The following is a 19,406-nucleotide window of genomic DNA, read 5'->3' as shown; positions in this document are numbered from 1 at the left end:
TATCAAAATGAATTCACAACATGTAAATCCTGGTGATCTTTTTATTTGTGTTTTCGGTATACCTGGTTTTCAAGTAGATCGACCCACACATTTAATTTAACTTAGAATTACAAAGGCAGCTTAATTTCAAACACTGTGTGTTGTTCGCTGCTAGAAACAGTGATTGTTCCCTCATGTGCATCTAGGATGCTTTTTACAATCGCTAGACCAAGTCCAGATCCTCCGTTTTGCTCCGAACGAGACTTTTCTGCCCTGTAGAAGCGCTCGAAAATATGAGGTAAATCAGCAGAAGGAATTGGCATTCCATCATTCATGATGTGTAAAATAACATGTTCCGTACTCTGTTTAACACTGACATCAATAAACTTCCCATACTTACTATACCGAATCGCATTCGATATGAGGTTTTCCAAAGCGCGCATCAGCTTATCTCCGTCAGCAAGGATCATGGCTAACTCCTTCTGATACGACATTCGAATTTCCATATTCGCTTCGCGCAGCTGGAAAGAGAAATCTGCCGCTAACTGACTGATGAGATCGGTGATATTAATTTTGGAACGATTTAATCTGCTCTGCCCATAACTCATTTGCGTGTAGTCAAACAAATCATTAACCATTCGTTCTAGTCTGCGTGACTTCGTGTAAGCGATGTCGGTGTAATACCTTAGTTCGACCTCATCTTTGTAACGATCCTCGCTAATTAATCGCAAATATCCAAGTATGGAAGTAAGAGGTGTGCGTAAATCGTGAGACACATTCGTAATCAACTCATTTTTTGTTTGTTCCGCTTTTAGCTCATCTTGCTGTGAACGTTGCAGCCTATCAACAATCCGGTTAATCCCCATAGCCAATTGACTTAAAGCATCATCTGATTTTATCGCAATCCGGTGATCGAAATGACCTGCTTCAATTTCCCTAACACTCTCTATGATTCGCATAAAGCAATGAATAGGTTTAAAGCTCAAAACCAGGGTAATACCTATAAAAAATAGAAATCCTAAAAGGAAATAACAGCTTTGAATACCGATTTTTTCATCAATAATATTGAAATATAGCCAAACGGTTCTAACACCGTAGTACAAAAAGATTCTTAATGTCATATAGATGCAAAAAATAAAGATCAGCGTACTCACCGCACTGATTGTAAGCATAATGATCAGTTTAGTAACGATTCGTTTGTAAAGGTTATTTTTCAATTTTGTATCCTACTCCCCATACGGTTTGTATCAACTTATAACCTAGCTCTTTTTCCAATTTGTCACGAAGATTGCTAATGTGCACCATAACGGTGTTATTGGAGAAATAATAATTCTCCTGCCAAATGAGCTGAAAGATCTCTTCCGCGCCGAAAACTCTCCCCGGATGAACAGCCAAGAGATGAAGTATCTCAAACTCCCGATTTGTTAAGGGAACATCCTTGCCATCCGCGGTCACTTTGTGGTTTGCCTTGTTAATCTCAATGGCATGTATTTTCAAGACATGTTCAGCATCCGTATTAGGTACGGTGTTATATTGAAACGAACGACGAAGAAGCGATTTCACTCTTGCAGCTAGTTCTAATGGGTTAAAAGGTTTTATCAAATAATCGTCGGCACCGCTCATTAATCCTAGCACCTTGTCCATATCCTGTGTTTTCGCGCTTAACATGAGAATGGGAATCGTTCTGTTCTCCCTCACTTTTCGGCACACTTCCATTCCGTCTATGCCCGGCATCATGACATCGAGGATGATCAAACTGACCGCATTCTCCTCCAGTGCTATTAACGCATGTTCACCGTTATACGCCTGCAAGATTTTAAACCCTTCATTCTGCATGTAAATCGAAACCAAATTGGCAATTTCCTTGTCGTCATCTACAACCAAAATCGTTTTCATTCATCTAATTCTCCGATCTTACCTATTTGTTAACGTTAGGGTAACACCATAAGTTAAATTTTCTTTTAACTAATTCATAAGTTTTTCTTAAGGTTTAAATAAAAAAGAACGCAGTTCGTTTCACTGCGTCCTTGTTATTGTTGTCTACGTATAGTTTATCCGACCCCTGGATCTCCTGGATTCCACTGTTTAAATGGCGGCACTGTATAGGTTTTGCCATCCATGCCAACATAGGAAATTGTACTTGTTTTCCCGTCCCAGTTCGCGAATTCCGTTTTTAATCGGGCACTAATTTCATCATATTGTTGTTGAGACATTTGACCTAAGATGATCGATTTGCTGTAAATGCCGAGCGTTTGCTCTAATCTAGTACTTTTGAATTCTCCTAGTGTCAGTGGCGTTTTCTTATAGGTCCCATCGTTCTCTACCTTATAGATATATCCAATGACATTCGAATCATTCGTTTGGGCTTGAACAGATGGTGCGAGAGGAGCAGTTGATTCATCGGGATTCGTTGCGGCAAAGGCTGTGGCTGCAGTAGTTAGAATTAATGTTGCAAGAGATGCTGATAGAATTAGTTTTTTCATAGTTAACTCTCCTTTTATTGGGTGGTTGTCATCGACGACATCCTTTATGATAAAGGTTATTCGTAAAGAATCTTGTAAGAAAACCTTAAGATTTATGAAGAGATCTAATCTCCATTCCAACGTGACACTTGTAATGACCGCCTCACAAGTTTGGGCATACAATTAACTTATTGAATTCGCGGAGGTTTATAACTTCGTCCATTTTATCCAGTGCTACGGTCAACACTTGAACAAGAGTTGATTAAGCTAACGGAAAACAATAGTGTAATCACAGGTGTGTAGCCTCCGTTAGCTTTACTCAATGGCTGTTTAATTGTTGGTATAATTTTAAACCAAAACGATATGATTGAAGTAGGACACATGTCCTAAAATGGTGCAAAGGTGGAATTATACATGGCAATTGCTGTCATCGTTGATAACCCTGGATTTACCCAAGAACAATATGAGTACGTTTTACAACAACTTGCGCTACAAAACGGTATTCCTGTAGGTTGTTCCGTTCATTTTGCCGGACCTAACGATGGAGGATGGCAAGTGATTGAAGTTTGGGAATCCGCTGAAGCTCAGCAAGATTTCTTTCAAAACACATTAGGACCTATCTTCAGTACAATGAACCTTACCCATTTCCCTACTGTTCAAGTCATTCCCGTGCACAGAATTATAAAGACTTAACGGACGCTGCCCAAAGCTATATCCACACAAGAGATGGAAGTCCAAGTATTTCTTGGAGCACCTCCAGAACATACTCCCATTGGGCTCGATGGATGGCAATGCATACATAAAACAGTGCAACGTTAAAAAATGCGAACTCACACGTAGCGTTTGAGTTCGCTTATTTGCATGCTTGTTTATTCCGAAGCCGAAGCCATCTTTACATAGATTGCTTTATTACAAGAATTGGCGCGGAAAAGAAACCTGCCCTGGACCTTGGTGGATTTTTTGTTCTATCCTGTACTTTTACAATTTATTAAGCTAAGAATAGATCTGAATAATACCGAATTAATTAATGAAAACGACACTAAATAATGGAGGAGTTCATTTGGAGCAGAAACTGCGTTGGGGCATCATCGGCGCCGCCTTCTTTAACCAGTTCTCAGTACCCGCCATTCAAGCTTCATCGACGGGGAGCGTAATTGCCATTGCAAGCAGAGATTTGCAGAAGGCGACCGCGGCAGCGGAGAAGTTCAATATCGAGACGGCTTATGGCAGCTATGAAGAGCTCCTCCAAGATGACCGGATCGATGCGGTATATATCCCACTTCCGAATCATTTGCACAAAGAATGGACGATCCACGCCGCCAAGGCAGGCAAGCACGTGCTTTGCGAGAAGCCGTTGGCTCTGAATGCGACTGAAGCGCAGGAGATGGTCGATGCCTGCGCCGAAGCGAACGTCATGCTGGCTGAAGCTTTTGCGTACCGTCATCATTCACGGATGGAGCAGATCAAAGATGTCATTCGTTCCGGAGAAATCGGTCAACTCCGTGGCATGCACGGTGCTTTAACGTATAATAACGCACAAGACAAAAACAACGTGAGATACCGGGCAGACTATGGTGGAGGCTCGATTTACGATGTCGGTTGTTATCCGATTAGCTTCGCTCGCATGATTATGGATAGCGAACCTGTCGCCGTTACCGCGCATGCTTTCTTCTCTGCCGAGCACGATGGCGTCGATATGATGTGCTCCGGTCTAATCGAATTTACCGATGAGGTAGCCTTGACGTTCGATTGCGGAATGTGGGCCGACTATAGAAGTACTTTCGAAATATTGGGCACCAATGGCCGGATTGAAATTCCGGGCGCTTTTGGTCCTGATCCTGCGCACGCCGATTATATCGTTATCGTGAATGGGAACCGCCGGGAAATTCGGTCCGATTACTTGAATCAATATACGTTTCAAGCCGACCAATTTGCCCGCAGCGTTGTAGGACAACAGCCTTTACTTTTCGAACCGCAGGATGCCGTCGAGAATATGCGCGTAATCGATGCCATCTTGAAATCGGCAAGGGATAAGGAAAGAGTTGTATTGGATTAAAGAAACGTTAGAAACTATAATAGCCCATGCAGGGCGGCGTTTTGTTTGTTTCATTTATTAATTAAGGTGCGTAGAGTAAATCATTGAACTAACGGGTAACGATAGTTGAGGGGCTTGCTTCGTGGCAGCTCCTCTTTTTTCCTATTTATGGTAAAATTAATTATTGTTAAATATGAAATGAGGGATTGTATTGCATTTTGAATTGAGCACAGCAATTAGCCAGCTGATAATAATCGTAGGGTGTACTAGTTCAAACAAGGCATTGACCCTTGAGCAACTACTAGAAGTTTTTGAAAATGAGGGTTTACAACTCAATGAAGCAGATGAAAACGCAGAGAACATATTCCAACAAGGAATAAACGGGGTAATCCCAAGCTTTACCAATTGTCCGAAGGCGTAATTCATTTTTATATTTTCAAGTCAGAGAAAGAACGGATAAAGGCCTACAAAGATTTTTACGATAAACCTGTTGATTTTGTAAAACATAGAGCATTCGAAATACATAATGTGTTAATACTTTATGTCTATGGGAAGGATCAAAGCAACGAAATTGATGGAAAAATTAAAGTTGCAATCGAAAACTTAAAATAAACCTAATTGTCTAGTAAGATGAACGTAGCGTAATGGGATTAAACTAACGGAGAAGAGAGTTCAATTAATAGAAGGACTTCAGGGGTTATTGAAGGGGTTCTTCTAAGATTTTCGGTATCAGCCGCACAAAGACATAGAAAAGTGAGAGGAAGTAACCAAATGAGATTAAGGGTCATTGGAAGATGGGGTGCATTTCCAAGAGCTGGTGAAGCGACTTCAGGCTATCTGTTAGAAATAGGAAATCACAAAATTTTACTCGATTGTGGAAGCGGAGTATTGGCAGCTTTACAGAAATTTATTGACTTAAGAGATTTAACATCTGTATTTCTATCTCACCGACATTATGATCATATGGCAGACTTAGGTTGCCTTCAGTATGCATGTTTAATTGATATGGATCTACAACGTCGAGATACGCCGCTGAGACTCCTAACTTCGGAGGAGATTGAAGAAGAATGGTCAGTTCCTGTTATGAAAGGCACTCATGAAATGAGAGTTAATGAAAGTGCTACTGTAACATTTGAGGATGGATTAAAGTTAACTTTCTTCCGAACCAATCATGATGGTTATTGTTTAGGAGTAAGGATTGAATTTGAAGGAAAAGTATTAGCATATACTGCTGATACTCGTTACGATGAGACGCTTGTACCTTATCTTAAAGACGCGGATCTACTTATTACTGAATCTTCTTTTTATGCAGACTTTAATGCAGCTCAGTATGGCCATATGAATTCATATGAAGCAGGGAAGTTAGCTTCGAAGGCAAATGTAAAGAAGTTGCTGTTATCACATTTGCCTCATTTTGGTGATATTCAGTTATTGAAGGAAGAAGCCGCTGTTATGTTTAATGGTGAGATACTTTTAGCAGATTTCGGTTTGCAAGTGGTAATATAACAGAACTCTCTTAAAAGGAGTCTGGGTAGCGAATTTAGTGTTATTCAGGTTGCAAACCATCCGATGAAATTATTGGGGCATATATGCTCCAAGACGTTTGCACCGAATAGGAGATTGATGACATGGCTTTCGGAATATCCAGACATGAACTGAATGAATGGAAAAGCAAATGCTCACAGGGGAAAATTGCCTTTTTAACGCATTATTGGGTAGAACCTCGCTTTCCAGGAGTGAAGACGATCACTAAGGTGGGCTGCTGTGATCTGGAACGATTGAAGGAATGGTGCTTGGCGAATGGTTTAAATCCAGTTTACGTACATCTTCGTGATGAATATCCACATTACGACCTAATAGGGAACAAGCAGATTGAAATCTTAAAGAGGGAACATTTGACCGATCATCTGCTCAGATTCAAGCTTTTGTGAGAAATATAAGCCTAATTATGTCAAGAAAGACACGGTTGGTCATATTTTATAGTGCTTGTTAAAGTAACGGAGAACGATAATTCAATTACAACATGAAAAGGCTGCCATCCCTAAGGATAGTGGTTGCCTTTTCTCAAGTAACGGGCAGTTATGCGTGGTGATAATTAAAATATCTTCTTTACAAGCGAACATGTATTCGGTACTGCATTCATGGGTGAATTTACCATAATTATGAGGGAGTGATAAATGGCGGAGATTACCAACTAAGTTCGTAAATAAGTCGTTATGCGCAACTTTATGACAGAGACGCTTAGACATAAACTTAATTGAGGATTGTGACTTTACTTTTAATTCATAAGGAGATAAAACTATGACAAAAAATAAATTACTACGAATGGACAACGTCCTCATCGTCGTTGACGACCTCGAAGCCGTTAAAGCCTTCTTTCTCCAACTCGGATTCGAGTTGGAGGGCGAAACGACCGTCGAGGGCTCCTCAGTAGATCGTCTCATTGGCCTTCAGAACGTCCGTGCTACCCTCGTGTTTATGTGCACTCCGGACGGCCACGGACGGATCGAGTTGGACAAGTTCCACACGCCGGATGCGATCAGAACTGGGCCCGAGAAGGCTCCGGTGAACGAACTCGGGATCCGCCGCATCATGTTCGCCGTCGATGACATCGATGACGTGGTCGCGCGCCTGCTTGCCCATGGCGCCGAACTGGTCGGCGAAGTGGTGCAATACGAGGACACGAATCGACTCGCCTACATCCGCGGTCCCGAAGGCATCATCGTCGGGTTGAGCGAGCAGCTCAAGTAATAAATCGGTAACGGATGTTTTAGGAAATCCACCATCAATATATCAAACAATTAGGAACTGATATGATAACGGAATTTCTAACATATCCTTATCTATCTGAGTTCACATTCAAAGAGCCAGATGGAAATATCATTATACTAGCTATAAGCTAGACGGAGATACACTGACTATACTTTTACCACAAAAGCTATCGCCGAACGGAAAAGCTACAATTGAGATAAATTATAATTTTAGGGTGCCGGAGAATGGAATTCGCTTTTCAAAACAAGGTAACACGTATTTGCTTGCGCAGTGGTATCCGATGTTAGCAACCTACAACCATGGGTGGAACAAAGAACCCTACATCCCGATTAGCGAATCCTATCAAACGGATTTTAGTAATTTCACTTTACGTTATCGACTTCCAGAAGGGTACAAGATTATCACTTCATCCGATAAGGATCCCTCAGGCCCATCTGGTCAGTTAAGTATGGAAAATGTAAAAGAATTGTTTGTAGCTGTTACCAAGGACATGACCTCTATTTCTAAACAAGTAGGTGACATTGAAATCAGGGCATGGGGAGACTCGAAGGATCAAGATAAGTTGAAAGATGCGATTGATATTGCAGCAAATGCATTCGAATTCTTTGATCAACATATTGGTCATTATCCACATAAGCAGTTAGATCTGATCGTAGGTGAAACTTCATCTATGGAATATCCTGGTGTTATTACTGTAGGTTTAATGGAAAACACAGGGGGGCTCAAGCATAGCCTCATTCACGAAATAGCGCATCAATGGTTCTATGGTGTTGTTAGCAATGATCCTTCTCATGATGGATGGTTGGACGAAGGAATATCGGAATTAGCCACGTCTTTATATTTAGACGATTTCTCATTCGCTGAGAAATTTTATGGAAGTAATGCCAAAGCTTCGAACTTACCATTATCAACCTACCAGGGATCGGATATCATTAACAGTCTATACGCTCAACCAGTAATGAAATATATGACGCTTATTGAAAATTTTATTAGCAGAGAACAGGGTATAAAGTTTTTGCAATCTTATTGGTCTAACTACCAGTTCAAACAGGTCAACACAAAGGAATTTGTTAGATTTACAAAAGCTTATTTGCGATGAAGGACGATGTTTTCTTTAAGGATTGGTTATTATTAAATGAGTAAACTTGGATTCACTTTTATGACACTGAGGAATGTGCACGGTGTCTTTTTTTTTATAATCGTATACGGTATACAATTCATCACAAAAATGAATGATTGCCTGAAGCATCGCAAGCGTGGAGTTGTTGTTGAACTAACGGATAACGATACTTTGATGGTTATATCAATGCAGTTAAAAAGGTAAGGAAGCAGGTTACTGTGCAACAATTGTTTAAAGTCTAGGAGTTAAAAACAGAACTAGTGGTTGTTTATCGCCGTAAAGTAGTCAAAGGATTGTAATCAGTTGGATCTTATTCAATGGTTAGAAGAGTGGTACTTATCCCAATGTGATGGCGATTGGGAACATTGTTATGGATTGAAAATCAGTACGCTTGATAATCCTGGTTGGAGTGTCAAAATTAATTTGCGAGAAACTACTTTAGAAAACAAACTTTTTGAAGGTTTAGTCAAAGAGAGAACCGAGCATGATTGGATACATTGCAGGTTGAAAGAAGGGTACTTCGATGGGTTTGGTGGTCCTAAAAACTTAGGGGAAATTCTTTTAATCTTCCAAGGTTGGGTAGAATTAAACTAAAGCAGAACAATAGTTAAACAGTGAAGGGCTGCCGCATGGTAGCCCTTCACACGATATAACATCATTAAAAGTGAGGGAATGTATTTGGAGAATTATAGATTGTTTTCTAATTGGTTAAATCAGATTTTAGAGCAAAACATCCCTGTAGGAATAAAAGCATTCAATTTTAACTTATATGAAGGTTCAGATGATACTTACGATATACAATTAATTGGTTCATATGAATTTAATCAGAATGACTCAGACTGGGCTTGTACCGACTATTTCAATTCGGAAGAAGATATTTGCTACATAAAAAGAACAGAAGATATTCAACATTGGGAACTAGGTTTAAGTCACATTACGATGTTAGTAGAACGTTATCTTAAAGAAGGTGAGTACAAAAACATCCTCAAAAGTGCCTCTGCAATTGGGATTGGGTTTGTAAATGGGGATATTGATATTCTATTTCGTGCTTAATTAACAGGTGGCGTTGCTAAACTAACGGAGAACGTTTGTTCAATACACAGCAACGGGAGGTTGCCGGCACGATCGGCAGCCTTTCGCTCACCTAACGGGCAGGATAGTTGAAACACTCGGGAAAATTCATCTTAAATGCATGCTCATGCATTATTTTTATCAATTTCAAATGATTGTATGATATTTAGTAAATACGTATGGAACTATCGCTGGGGATTTTTTAACTACATAACGAATGGGGAGTACCTACACATGATAGGCGTACTAGTATTCTTTGTTTTTATCTATTCACTGATCGCTATTTTCAAACCATCTTTATTTTGGAAATTCCTGAAATCCGGCAGTATGACACGTAAGCAGGCCTCGCGTATATCCATAGGGATGTTCTTACTTCTAATCTTCGTGTACCAAGTTTAACGCCTGAACAGATCCAAAGCCAAAGCTGACAAGAATATTTTTGGTATGTAAACAGTACTGTAAAGTAAGAGTTCGTTCCGCTAACGGATAACGATAGTTCAGTAAAACAGAGGCAGTCTAGGACTTTATTTTCGCGTCCATGGCTGCCTCTGTTTCTTTTATTGGGGTTAGTCTAAAACTTATTTTACTAAGGATGTATATCGCACAAGCAGTCATAGACGCTGGATTAATGAATCTGAATGCAGATGGAAAATTTAATGGCAATAGTCCACTAAAAATAAACCTAGATCAACCAGATACGAAACTAAAGGAGTTAAAAGAAAAGTATACAAAACACTGATTTAAATTTTCACCGTCTAACTTGATTACGGTGAACGATAGCTGCAATAAGTGGGAGAAGTTACAAAATGGACCATCATTCTTCACCATGTTGAACCAGAGATTTCCCGTTCATTTGTACCATAGTTAGTCTGGTTTATGTTCATTTAACCTTCCGAATGCCGAGAGGCTAATTTAATGGTTTTCTATACCAAGGTTAAACAAATATAAGACTGCTTCATCTTTCACTTCGAAGAGGAAAATGAACAAAGCAGCCTAATATAGATTTTAAGAATCAAAGGTCAATTACAACTTCACCCATGCCTCCAAGCCATCCGGTTGGTCAGGGTTGATGCCTTGACGCTCAGCGCTGCACAAAGCAACAATTTGCGGTATGAAAATGAAAGGAATTCCCTGTGCAGCAATATCCAATTCAATGTCACTTGTTACCGCAAGATCTACGTACTCTCTCGGAATGACTTCGATGCGATCCGCAAAAGCGATGATCTTCGCGCCTCTATTTTTCAAATCACGCATCAAATTGCTCTGATGCGATGTTCCATCTCCAGTTAAAACGGCGATAACAAGCGTATCTGATCCAATCGTAACCATCGGGCCGTGTCGGACGTCCAAGAGATGGAAGGAATGCGCCTGTACTTGGGCTATTTCGGTTAAGGCAATAGCTCCTTCGGAGGCGAGTCCTTGCAATTCTCCGTCAGCAAGCAGGATAGCATTTGTCCACGTGAAATTGACCGCTTGGCGAATCATTCCTTCAACGCGTGTCATGTAGGCAGCGCCATGTTGAATTGCTTTGAAGATATCTTCGATTAGCAACTCGTCGTTTCCGAGAAAAGCTGCCAGCAGTAGGTTAGCTGTATATAGATTCGTTACGGTTCTCGTTTGGCAAACGCTATGGTCAAAAGCCCAAGGTAACTCAAGCGACAAATCGGCAATCTTGGAAAGCGGTGAATCGGAAACACAAGAAAGTGCAAGTAAAGGGACATGCTTATCCGTCTGAATCAGACGGATGGCTTCCACCACCTCGCTTGTAGAACCGGAGCGAGATGGTGCTACTAGCAACGTATTCGCTACTAATCCACGGTATCGTTGTGTGTGGAGCATGAGATCGCCTCCAGCGAGGCTGCTAGCCGGCAAACCTGCGCGCAATCGGGCAGAGAAAGATGCAGATTCACTCAAGCAGTAGCTAGAGCCGCATCCTATGAAAGTTATGGATGATACGGATTGTTCACGGACGAATGTAACGATTTCGTCCCTCCTGGACAGCATGTAGTCGTAAGTTTGCTGCAAGGCAGCATATTGCTGAATAACTTCACTGTAGGTCAAGCTCATGAACGATTACCTCCTAATATGAAAAAATGAGTGTAATCATAGTTTAAAACATAAGAATAAAGAAAACAACAAAAATGATTTTTATAATCAAATAATGATTTTTATTATCATAATTAAGTTATTTAATAAGATGAATTTGCGTATAAATTAAAAAAAAGATTGAAAAAATCATATTTTAATAATATTGTAATCACGTAATGAAATAAACAGTCAATTTTAGGAGGGTTATTATATGCCGCTAATTTCATCCACTGAGATGTTGCGTCTCGCCAGAAAAAACAAATATGCTGTCGGAGCTTTTAACATTCATACACTCGAAATGCTGCAAGCGGTCGTTGAAGCGGCAATCGAAACTCAGTCCCCATTAATCGTCCAGACCACTGTCGGAACAGTAAAACATCTTGGACCGGATTACATTGCTGCAGCTACAACAGTTGCAGCGAACCGAGCAGGGGTTCCGATTGCGCTGCATCTTGATCATTGCACCGACTTCTCATTGATTATCCAATGTATTCGTGCAGGCTATACGTCCGTTATGATGGATGCTTCCATGCACCCATTCGAAGAAAATGTGGAGCGAACGATTAAGGTGATGGAGGTAGCATCAGCGGCTGGCGTGAACGTAGAGGCGGAGCTTGGTAAAGTCGGCGGTGTCGAGGATGATATCGTAGTAGAAGAACGCGACGCTTTGCTAGCTGATCCGGACGAATGCCGTGAATTTATTGAACGTACAGGCGTGTACACTTTGGCTCCAGCTATTGGTACGGCCCATGGCATTTATAAAGGAGAACCGAACATCGATTTCACGCGGATCGCACAAATTGCTGATCGTGTCGAAGTTCCTTTGGTACTACATGGTGGTTCTGGTATTCCAGCGGAGCAAGTGAAACGTGCGGTTTCACTCGGCATGGCCAAAATGAATATAGCGACTGAGCTGCGTATTGCCTTCTCGGATGCGATCAAGCATGTATTTACCGTAAATCCAAACGAGAACGATCCGCGCAAATATATGGTTCCGGCCAAAGAAGCGGTGAAGCGTCTGGCAATTGAGAAGATGCAGCTCTGCGGATGCATTGGCAGAGCTGGAGATTTGCGATGATTACAACCGTCACGCTGAATGCGGCTGTTGATAAAACGTATTATGTGAAACAATTCGGCCTAGGTGAAGTGCAGCGAGTAACACGGCATCTCGCCGAGCCTGGCGGTAAAGGAAATAATGTCGCCAAGGTCATCCGGCTCCTTGGTGGTGAAGTGACAGCGACAGGATTCGTTGCCGGAAGCAGCGGCACTTTCATAGAAGAACAACTCACAGAGCGCGGCATCACAACATCGTTCGTTCGTGTACCAGGTGAATCTCGTGTTTGTCTAAACATTATCGATGAGTCGAGCGGAATCTCGACGGAATTGCTGGAGCAAGGTCCGATTGTCAGCGAAACACACATCTCGGATTTAAAACAAATGCTTCACCGCCTTGCCCAGCATTCCAGCATTGTCGTGCTCTCAGGAAGTTTGCCGCCTGGTGCATCTGCCGATCTATATGCCGAGCTGATCGGCATTATACAAGCGCAGAATGCTCGTGCCTTTCTTGATACGAGTGGTACGGCGCTGAGCTGCGGCTTGCAAGCGTGTCCAGATTTCGTGAAGCCCAACGAGCAGGAGCTCGAACAATGGGTTGGAACGGAAACTTTTGCAAAAGGTAACTATATGGAAGCTGTATCAAGACTTTCAGAGCAAGGCATCACCCAAGTGTGCGTCACGCTCAGCAGGCAAGGTGCGGTTGCGTTTATCGATGGCAGGGGGTATCGGGTTATCCCGCCAAGCATTCGTGCTGTGAATACGGTCGGCTGTGGTGATTCTTTCATGGCAGGCATGGCGTTCGCGGATGAGCGCGGCTTATCCGCCCAGGAGAAGCTTCGATTTGCAGCGGCCTCGGCTGCTGCAAACGCGATGTCGGATAAAGCAGGACATATTGAGTACTCGTTGTTTCAATCGTATCTAAAGGAGATCCAAGTCACAGCCTTGTGAGGCTGTGACTGATTGTTATTCCTTAGCGAACGAAGGGGAACATTTACAGTGTGGTGAAATCGCATATAGAATCCGCTTGCAATCCAGTTCAATTTCAGCCAAAATTAGTTCAGAACGAATTAGGGTAGCGCTTTGACAAAGGAGATATCTATGGAATATTCAAAAAGTGAGCTTCGTAGATCGAAGGCACTGGAGCTTATAAAATTGCATGGTAAAATATCGATACAAGAAATTATTGAAACGATCGGCTGCTCAGAAGCGACGGCTAGACGCGACCTGGATGTACTAGAGAAATCAGGGCAAATTATTCGTACGATTGGCGGAGCGATTTATGAAGGGGCACTCATGCAGCCGACATCTGAGCTCCCTTTTGCCGATAAGCGTTTCTTCCAGCGGCAAGAAAAGGAGAGAATTGCTGAGCTGGCTGCGACATTGGTTGAAGAGGGGGATGTCGTATGCCTAACGGGCGGAACGACGACATTCTTTATTGCTAGAGCGCTTAAAAAGCATCGCAATATTACAATCGTCACCAACGCAGTGAACATAGCTTCTGAACTTGCTGATGCGGAAGATATTCAGGTCGTTGTCATCGGCGGCGTAATGCGGGCCAAAAGCTACGAGCTCATAGGCCCTCTTGCAGAAAGTGTTATCGAGAAGATTAACATTACCAAAATGTTTCTAGGGGTAGATGGTGTCTCGTTGGAGCATGGCTTCACGATGCATTCTGAGCTGGAAGCCCGCATTGCACTGCTGCTTCTGGAACGCTCTAGCGAAGTATACGCGGTATTTGACAACAGCAAACTGAAGAAAACCGCTTTGTTTACGATCATTCCATTACATAAAGCGAGTGGAGTTATCACGAATATGCAACCGGAAAGTCGGTTCGAGCAGGCTTGTAAGCAGCATGAAGTTGCTATCCATGTTTCTGAATAAAAAGATGGGCTTCAAACCTTTCTCAAAATAATGAACAGAGCGATAGGTTACAATCACTTTTCTCCTTAGGTGAATATAGCCTATTTTGACATGCCGAGACTATGTTTGGATGGACGAAGTCAAAAGTTGTATAGATATGTAAAAAGGGGTTTATTACTAAGCCATATAGGAAGTGCTAGACTACGAATAAAGGAGGAGGGCAAACGGAGTTACAATGGATTTCTCTCAGTTGACGGATTAAATAAAAATGGAGGTAAATCACATGAAAGGGTTAGGGAAGAAGAGTTATCTATTTCTCTTGATAGTTGCCATTATTCTATCAGCCAGTTTATCTTACAGTATTACTGTAAAAGCCGCAGGCAAATCTTTGTATGTAGCCCCTAACGGGAGTGACAGTTATACCCGCGATCAGAACGATATCAGTCACCCGTGGGCTACGCCTCTAAAAGCTTGGACAGAGGCACAAGCAGGAGATACTGTTAATTTCCGGGCCGGAACTTACTCGGTTACATCAACGATCTGGACCAAGTTTTATGGGTATAGCGGGACGGCTGCAGAACCAATCACCTTTAGAAGTTATCCTGAAGAACAAGCAAAGATTGATGGAGGCACCCTTCCTGAAGTCATCAAAATTGAAAAAAGCTGGAACATCATTCGAGATTTAGAGTTTATAGGCGGCCATACGATACTTAAGTTTGGGCAAGATCTTACAATTGACGGCGGAATTGTCGAAAATAACTACGCTCATAATTATGTAGATGGCGATAATGTAGGATTTGTGTACGTAAACGGTCCTGCGCAAAATATTATAGTTAGAAATAACCGGATCATCGGACCAGGGACTTCGGGCGTACATCTTAATACTGCGGGCATTATAGCATTCAGTGCCCAAGGACTGAAAATATTAAAAAACGAAATATCCAATGTACCGATAGGGATCTACTTTAAGCACGGACAATTCCTTCCTTCATCCGACACAGGTATTGAAATCGCTTACAACTATTTACATGATACCAGTAGGTTTGCAATGTCTTTGAATGCTTCGTATGCTAGTATCCATGACAACCTGATCGGAAAGAATAACGCCGAGTTTAAGATTAATGATTCTAACGGCGGCGCTAATGGAGATAATAACACGATCACGCATAATACGATTTATAGTGGATCTATGAGTCTGTATCCTGAAGATGGCAGGGCTCTAAATAATATTATTCGCGACAATCTATATATCAATCCATTGCTTGTCTATCAATATTCAAACAGTACCACTTGGCAAACGAATACTCTCAATAATAATTTATACCCAACCGGAACCGCTGTTACCAATAATAGAATCAATTATACTTTAGCAACGTGGAAGACCTTTTCGGGGAAAGATAGTCAGTCGATAACCGGAGCACCGAGTTTTTCCAATGGTTCCGGTACGATGAATCTCATTACGGATTATTCGCTGACAGCAGGTTCAGCCGGCAAAACCGCTGCCAGTGATGGAAAAGACATGGGTGCAGATATCAGTCTTCTAGGATCCTCAACTCCGACACCAACGCCAACACCAACCGCTACACCAACAGCCACTCCAACAGCCACACCGACACCGACACCCACACCGACACCCACACCCACACCAACGCCAACACCACCACCGACACCCAATACAATAATTGTGAATGACAACACGATAGGAACCGGGAACAACCAGTTTGACTACACAGGTACATGGGACTATTGGCCAGGAGCTGGCAAGTATAATGATGACGACCATGCTTCGAGCATCACAAATAATTATTATCAGGTACGCTTTTATGGAACACAAATAAAAATCTACGCTGCAAAAGCGTCACACCATGGGATCATGGCCGTTTCTATAGATGGCGGAGCAGAGACCAACGTAGACGTCTATGCGGCAACCCGGACAGATCAAGCGCTGTTATATACCAGCCCAGTTTTGATCAATGGACAGCATACACTTAAGGTAAGAGTGACAGGTACGAAAAACAGTAGTTCGACAGGATATTCCATAAGCTCCGATAGAGTGGATATAACAACGGCATCCGATGTATCCCAATTAACCATATCGGGTTCAACGGTAGGGGCTGAACTTATAGGTGGTCTAGGAGCATACTCCTATGACGGAGACACAGGTACCCGATGGACAAATGACGAAACACTGGCAAATGCATGGATACGCTATGACCTGGGTTCGGTCAAGATAATAAAAGAACTTAAGCTGATGACGTATAACGGAGGAACAAGGACATATCCTGTGAAAGTTGAAGTAAGCAGTGACGGATCTTCCTATACACAGGTATGGAGTGGTTCAACGACATTGACCAGCGCGCTGCAAACCTTAGATGTTACCGATATGAATGGGAGATATGTAAGGGTGTCCATGACATCAGCAAACTCCCAGGGTTCTAACTGGTTCAGTATTTACGAAACGGAAGTTTGGGGAACCACATTCAGTACAGCAACTGTGAATGACAACACGATAGGAACCGGGAATAACCAGTTTGAATATACAGGTACTTGGGATTATTGGCCAGGAGCTGGCAAGTATAATGATGATGACCATGCTTCGAGCACCACAAATAATTATTACCAGGTACGTTTTTATGGAACGCAAATCAAGGTCTATGCTGCAAAAGCGTCGCACACGGGAATCATGGCCGTTTCGATAGATGGCGGAGCAGAAACCAATGTTGATACGTATGCGGCAACCAGATCAGATCAAGTGCTGTTATATACCAGCCCGGTTCTGACAAACGGACAGCATACGCTTAAGGTAAGAGTGATAGGTACAAAAAACAGTAGTTCAACAGGATATACCATAAGCACCGATAAAGTGGATATAACAACGACAGGGACGTAATTAGAACAGATGATAAAAGTACAACTTCCAAAACCACTGGGAGTTGTACTTTTTTTGTTGAGTGTTAATGGACCAAGTCGAAAGTTGTATCGGAATGTAAAAAGGGGTTTATTACTAAGCCAAATAGGAAGTGCTAAACTACGAATAAAGGAGGAGTGCAAATGGAGTTTACAATGGATTTCTCTCAATTTGTCATGAAGGAAGAGCAGAAGTTTCTATTTGACCTTAAGGGCTACCTGCTCATACCCGATGTGTTCAGCACTATACAAGTAGAAGCAATGAAGGATCAGGTCTATCAGCTGAAACACCCCGATAAAGCGAAAGGTGATGTTCCAGGAATTCCTGGAGGCGCCACGGAAGCTGTGTTCTCGAATCCCATAGTCAAGGGTGTGCTGAAGGAATTAATCGGACCGGATTTCCGGTTAGACAGCACATTTCCTGTGTGGAGAGAACGTGGAATGGGTCACAATCTTGGGCCCCATCAGGGAGGGCCGATGTCAAACCCCCATTTCCATTATCACTTTACCAATGGAAAAATCCGTGCGGGTATGGTTCGGATGGTCATTGAACTTAATCCAGTAAGTAAGGAGGACGGGGGGACTGTATTCTTGCCGGGCAGTCACAAAGCTAATTTCCCTATCCCCGAATCATTACGTGAGAAAAAAGATTATGAACCTCCCTTTGAAAGCTATGACGCTTCTCCAGGCTCAGTACTCTTTTTTAGTGAAAATACATGTCATGCCGGACCGATTTGGAAAAATCCGAATCACCCTCGCGTGTCGTTGTTTTTCTCTTTCGTCAATGTGGGTATGAGGTGGCACCGTGATAATCATGTTTCACCAGAGGTTATAGCCAGTCTTGGACCGGAAGCACGCTGGTATTTCCGTGACATATGGGCATGGGACAACACAGGTGGACGGTCGTCCGATGAACCGTCTAATGTTCTATTGATCAATAATGACGGCACTTTGACTGTATCTCCGTGACAGCGGAGCGGAGAATTCAGAGAAGTTACTAAATGAAAATGGAGATAAATCACATGAAATGGTTACGTAAAAGGAAACAAAGTTTATGAGCGCTGATGTCACGCAAGTTTGGGTCGGTATTGATATCGGCGGTACGAATACAGTGATTGGTTTATTCGATAAGGATCGAAATCTTATGGCGAAAACAACGATTCCTACATTCGAAGGACAATCAACAGGACTCGTGAGAACGAATAATCCGCGCGAGTTTTACGACCGGCTAGCCGAATCGATTCGCACATTGGCAGTCAAGTCCAACTGCGATGGACGAATCGTAAAAGTTGGAATCGGAGTTCCCGGCAGAGTCGATATGGACCGAGGTATCGTCGAAGCTGCATCCAATCTGGAATGGTATGATGTTCCATTAGCAGCAGAAATGAGCAGTAGACTCGGCGTACCCGTATTGATAGAAAACGATGTACGCGCTTATGCACTCGGCGAGGCGATCGCCGGAGCGGGTAAGGGGTACCGCAACATCGTATGTTTAACGCTTGGCACTGGGCTTGCTGCCGGACTTATCGTGGATGGCCGGATCATAAGAGGCGGCAGATGGAATGCTGGTGAGATTGGGCATGAACCTGTAGAAGGCATTCCGTATCCATGTAATTGCGGCAATACGGGTTGTTTGGAGACGGTGGCCTCAGCTACCGGTATTGTCCGACTCGCCAGGGAGGCGGTCCTATCGGGAGAGGTTACTTCACTTGCTCTCGGTGGAAGTGTGCATCAATTGACTGCCCTTGATGTTTACCATGCTAGCATGCAGGGGGATCCTGTCGCCTGCGGGATTTTCAACAGGGTAGGTAACCTGCTGGGACGTAAATTGCTTTCAGTGCTGTATATACTTGACCCTGATATTGTTATTATTGGCGGTGGCGTAGCAGCAGCTGGTGAAATTCTACTTGCTCCGATACGCACGGTATTGGAAAACGGTTATTTTAGCAAGAAATCTAGCCCGCCCGTTTGTGCCGGACTGCTCGGTGACAGTGCTGGACTTCATGGCGCCATACAGCTGATTTGACTTTTTTGATGATTAATTGATATTCGATGG

General features: G+C 42.6%; 20 protein-coding genes. 16 read left to right on the top strand and 4 right to left on the bottom strand.

Annotated features, from left to right (window positions below):
* Positions 1–107 precede the first annotated feature (107 nt).
* From AC58QG_RS02675 to AC58QG_RS02665, 3 genes are all read right to left on the bottom strand, one after another.
* Positions 108–1,196 carry a sensor histidine kinase gene (locus AC58QG_RS02675; RefSeq protein WP_497360507.1) on the bottom strand — a complete coding sequence of 363 codons (1,089 nt, stop codon included), beginning with the start codon at positions 1,194–1,196 and terminating at the stop codon, positions 108–110.
* Positions 1,186–1,875, bottom strand: a complete 690-nt coding sequence (locus AC58QG_RS02670) for a response regulator transcription factor (RefSeq protein WP_497360505.1) — start codon at positions 1,873–1,875, stop codon at positions 1,186–1,188. The genes AC58QG_RS02675 and AC58QG_RS02670 overlap by 11 nt, the downstream gene beginning before the upstream one ends.
* Positions 1,876–2,030: 155 nt before the next feature.
* Positions 2,031–2,462: a hypothetical protein gene (locus AC58QG_RS02665; protein ID WP_497360503.1), complete on the bottom strand. Its 432-nt coding sequence runs from the start codon at positions 2,460–2,462 to the stop codon at positions 2,031–2,033.
* A 393-nt stretch (positions 2,463–2,855) separates the two neighbouring features.
* Between AC58QG_RS02665 and AC58QG_RS02660 the strand changes: the two genes are divergently transcribed.
* The 10 genes from AC58QG_RS02660 (at position 2,856) to AC58QG_RS02615 (ending at position 10,178) form a co-directional block, all read left to right on the top strand.
* Complete coding sequence (locus tag AC58QG_RS02660; protein ID WP_497360501.1) at positions 2,856–3,134, top strand: hypothetical protein; 279 nt, start codon at positions 2,856–2,858, stop codon at positions 3,132–3,134.
* Positions 3,135–3,501: 367 nt separating this feature from the next.
* Entirely contained in the window at positions 3,502–4,497 is a 996-nt protein-coding gene (locus AC58QG_RS02655; RefSeq protein ID WP_497360499.1) for a Gfo/Idh/MocA family protein, read from the top strand.
* 750 nt (positions 4,498–5,247) lie between these two features.
* Positions 5,248–5,982 carry an MBL fold metallo-hydrolase gene (locus tag AC58QG_RS02650; protein ID WP_497360497.1) on the top strand — a complete coding sequence of 245 codons (735 nt, stop codon included), beginning with the start codon at positions 5,248–5,250 and terminating at the stop codon, positions 5,980–5,982.
* Between the two features lie 122 nt (positions 5,983–6,104).
* Positions 6,105–6,407 carry a hypothetical protein gene (locus AC58QG_RS02645; protein WP_497360495.1) on the top strand — a complete coding sequence of 101 codons (303 nt, stop codon included), beginning with the start codon at positions 6,105–6,107 and terminating at the stop codon, positions 6,405–6,407.
* A 370-nt stretch (positions 6,408–6,777) separates the two neighbouring features.
* Positions 6,778–7,227 (top strand): VOC family protein, encoded by a 450-nt coding sequence (locus AC58QG_RS02640; RefSeq protein WP_497360493.1) that lies wholly within the window; start codon positions 6,778–6,780, stop codon positions 7,225–7,227.
* Positions 7,228–7,462: 235 nt separating this feature from the next.
* Positions 7,463–8,347, top strand: coding sequence for a M1 family aminopeptidase (locus AC58QG_RS02635; protein WP_497360491.1), 885 nt, complete (start codon positions 7,463–7,465; stop codon positions 8,345–8,347).
* Positions 8,348–8,671: 324 nt separating this feature from the next.
* Positions 8,672–8,962: an immunity 53 family protein gene (locus AC58QG_RS02630; RefSeq protein WP_497360489.1), complete on the top strand. Its 291-nt coding sequence runs from the start codon at positions 8,672–8,674 to the stop codon at positions 8,960–8,962.
* 84 nt (positions 8,963–9,046) lie between these two features.
* Complete coding sequence (locus AC58QG_RS02625) at positions 9,047–9,421, top strand: hypothetical protein (RefSeq protein ID WP_497360487.1); 375 nt, start codon at positions 9,047–9,049, stop codon at positions 9,419–9,421.
* Between the two features lie 252 nt (positions 9,422–9,673).
* A complete protein-coding gene (locus AC58QG_RS02620; protein ID WP_497360485.1) occupies positions 9,674–9,838 on the top strand; it encodes a hypothetical protein in 165 nt (54 codons plus the stop codon).
* Between the two features lie 139 nt (positions 9,839–9,977).
* Positions 9,978–10,178 carry a hypothetical protein gene (locus AC58QG_RS02615; RefSeq protein ID WP_497360483.1) on the top strand — a complete coding sequence of 67 codons (201 nt, stop codon included), beginning with the start codon at positions 9,978–9,980 and terminating at the stop codon, positions 10,176–10,178.
* 284 nt (positions 10,179–10,462) lie between these two features.
* Here AC58QG_RS02615 and AC58QG_RS02610 read toward each other — a convergent pair whose 3' ends face one another.
* Entirely contained in the window at positions 10,463–11,506 is a 1,044-nt protein-coding gene (locus tag AC58QG_RS02610; RefSeq protein ID WP_497360481.1) for an SIS domain-containing protein, read from the bottom strand.
* 232 nt (positions 11,507–11,738) lie between these two features.
* On the opposite strand from AC58QG_RS02610, the gene fba reads away from it, so the two are divergent.
* From fba to AC58QG_RS02580, 6 genes are all read left to right on the top strand, one after another.
* Complete coding sequence (fba, locus tag AC58QG_RS02605) at positions 11,739–12,605, top strand: class II fructose-1,6-bisphosphate aldolase (RefSeq protein ID WP_497360479.1); 867 nt, start codon at positions 11,739–11,741, stop codon at positions 12,603–12,605.
* Complete coding sequence (locus AC58QG_RS02600) at positions 12,602–13,531, top strand: 1-phosphofructokinase family hexose kinase (protein WP_497360477.1); 930 nt, start codon at positions 12,602–12,604, stop codon at positions 13,529–13,531. The genes fba and AC58QG_RS02600 overlap by 4 nt, the downstream gene beginning before the upstream one ends.
* 150 nt (positions 13,532–13,681) lie before the next feature.
* Positions 13,682–14,464 (top strand): DeoR/GlpR family DNA-binding transcription regulator, encoded by a 783-nt coding sequence (locus AC58QG_RS02595; RefSeq protein WP_497360475.1) that lies wholly within the window; start codon positions 13,682–13,684, stop codon positions 14,462–14,464.
* A gap of 262 nt (positions 14,465–14,726) precedes the next feature.
* The gene (locus AC58QG_RS02590; RefSeq protein ID WP_497360473.1) at positions 14,727–17,333 is read left to right on the top strand and encodes a right-handed parallel beta-helix repeat-containing protein; all 2,607 of its coding nucleotides are present in this window, start codon (positions 14,727–14,729) and stop codon (positions 17,331–17,333) included.
* Between the two features lie 161 nt (positions 17,334–17,494).
* Positions 17,495–18,319, top strand: a complete 825-nt coding sequence (locus AC58QG_RS02585; RefSeq protein ID WP_497360471.1) for a phytanoyl-CoA dioxygenase family protein — start codon at positions 17,495–17,497, stop codon at positions 18,317–18,319.
* Between the two features lie 85 nt (positions 18,320–18,404).
* Positions 18,405–19,376 carry an ROK family protein gene (locus AC58QG_RS02580; RefSeq protein ID WP_497360469.1) on the top strand — a complete coding sequence of 324 codons (972 nt, stop codon included), beginning with the start codon at positions 18,405–18,407 and terminating at the stop codon, positions 19,374–19,376.
* Positions 19,377–19,406: the final 30 nt, after the last annotated feature.

This window comes from Paenibacillus sp. J22P169 (assembly GCF_059691995.1).
The sequence above is the reverse complement of the archived record's forward strand: the minus strand, read 5'-3'. Positions and strand labels throughout refer to the sequence as shown.

Bases quoted from the DNA above. Each gene is read 5' to 3' on its own strand.
- AC58QG_RS02670 (WP_497360505.1), bottom strand. From the start codon at position 1,875: ATGAAAACGATTTTGGTTGTAGATGACGACAAGGAAATTGCCAATTTG.
- AC58QG_RS02665 (WP_497360503.1), bottom strand. From the start codon at position 2,462: ATGAAAAAACTAATTCTATCAGCATCTCTTGCAACATTAATTCTAACT.
- AC58QG_RS02660 (WP_497360501.1), top strand. From the start codon at position 2,856: ATGGCAATTGCTGTCATCGTTGATAACCCTGGATTTACCCAAGAACAA.
- AC58QG_RS02650 (WP_497360497.1), top strand. From the start codon at position 5,248: ATGAGATTAAGGGTCATTGGAAGATGGGGTGCATTTCCAAGAGCTGGT.
- AC58QG_RS02645 (WP_497360495.1), top strand. From the start codon at position 6,105: ATGGCTTTCGGAATATCCAGACATGAACTGAATGAATGGAAAAGCAAA.
- AC58QG_RS02640 (WP_497360493.1), top strand. From the start codon at position 6,778: ATGACAAAAAATAAATTACTACGAATGGACAACGTCCTCATCGTCGTT.
- AC58QG_RS02620 (WP_497360485.1), top strand. From the start codon at position 9,674: ATGATAGGCGTACTAGTATTCTTTGTTTTTATCTATTCACTGATCGCT.
- AC58QG_RS02615 (WP_497360483.1), top strand. From the start codon at position 9,978: ATGGCTGCCTCTGTTTCTTTTATTGGGGTTAGTCTAAAACTTATTTTA.
- AC58QG_RS02610 (WP_497360481.1), bottom strand. From the start codon at position 11,506: ATGAGCTTGACCTACAGTGAAGTTATTCAGCAATATGCTGCCTTGCAG.
- fba (WP_497360479.1), top strand. From the start codon at position 11,739: ATGCCGCTAATTTCATCCACTGAGATGTTGCGTCTCGCCAGAAAAAAC.
- AC58QG_RS02600 (WP_497360477.1), top strand. From the start codon at position 12,602: ATGATTACAACCGTCACGCTGAATGCGGCTGTTGATAAAACGTATTAT.
- AC58QG_RS02595 (WP_497360475.1), top strand. From the start codon at position 13,682: ATGGAATATTCAAAAAGTGAGCTTCGTAGATCGAAGGCACTGGAGCTT.
- AC58QG_RS02590 (WP_497360473.1), top strand. From the start codon at position 14,727: ATGAAAGGGTTAGGGAAGAAGAGTTATCTATTTCTCTTGATAGTTGCC.
- AC58QG_RS02585 (WP_497360471.1), top strand. From the start codon at position 17,495: ATGGAGTTTACAATGGATTTCTCTCAATTTGTCATGAAGGAAGAGCAG.
- AC58QG_RS02580 (WP_497360469.1), top strand. From the start codon at position 18,405: ATGAGCGCTGATGTCACGCAAGTTTGGGTCGGTATTGATATCGGCGGT.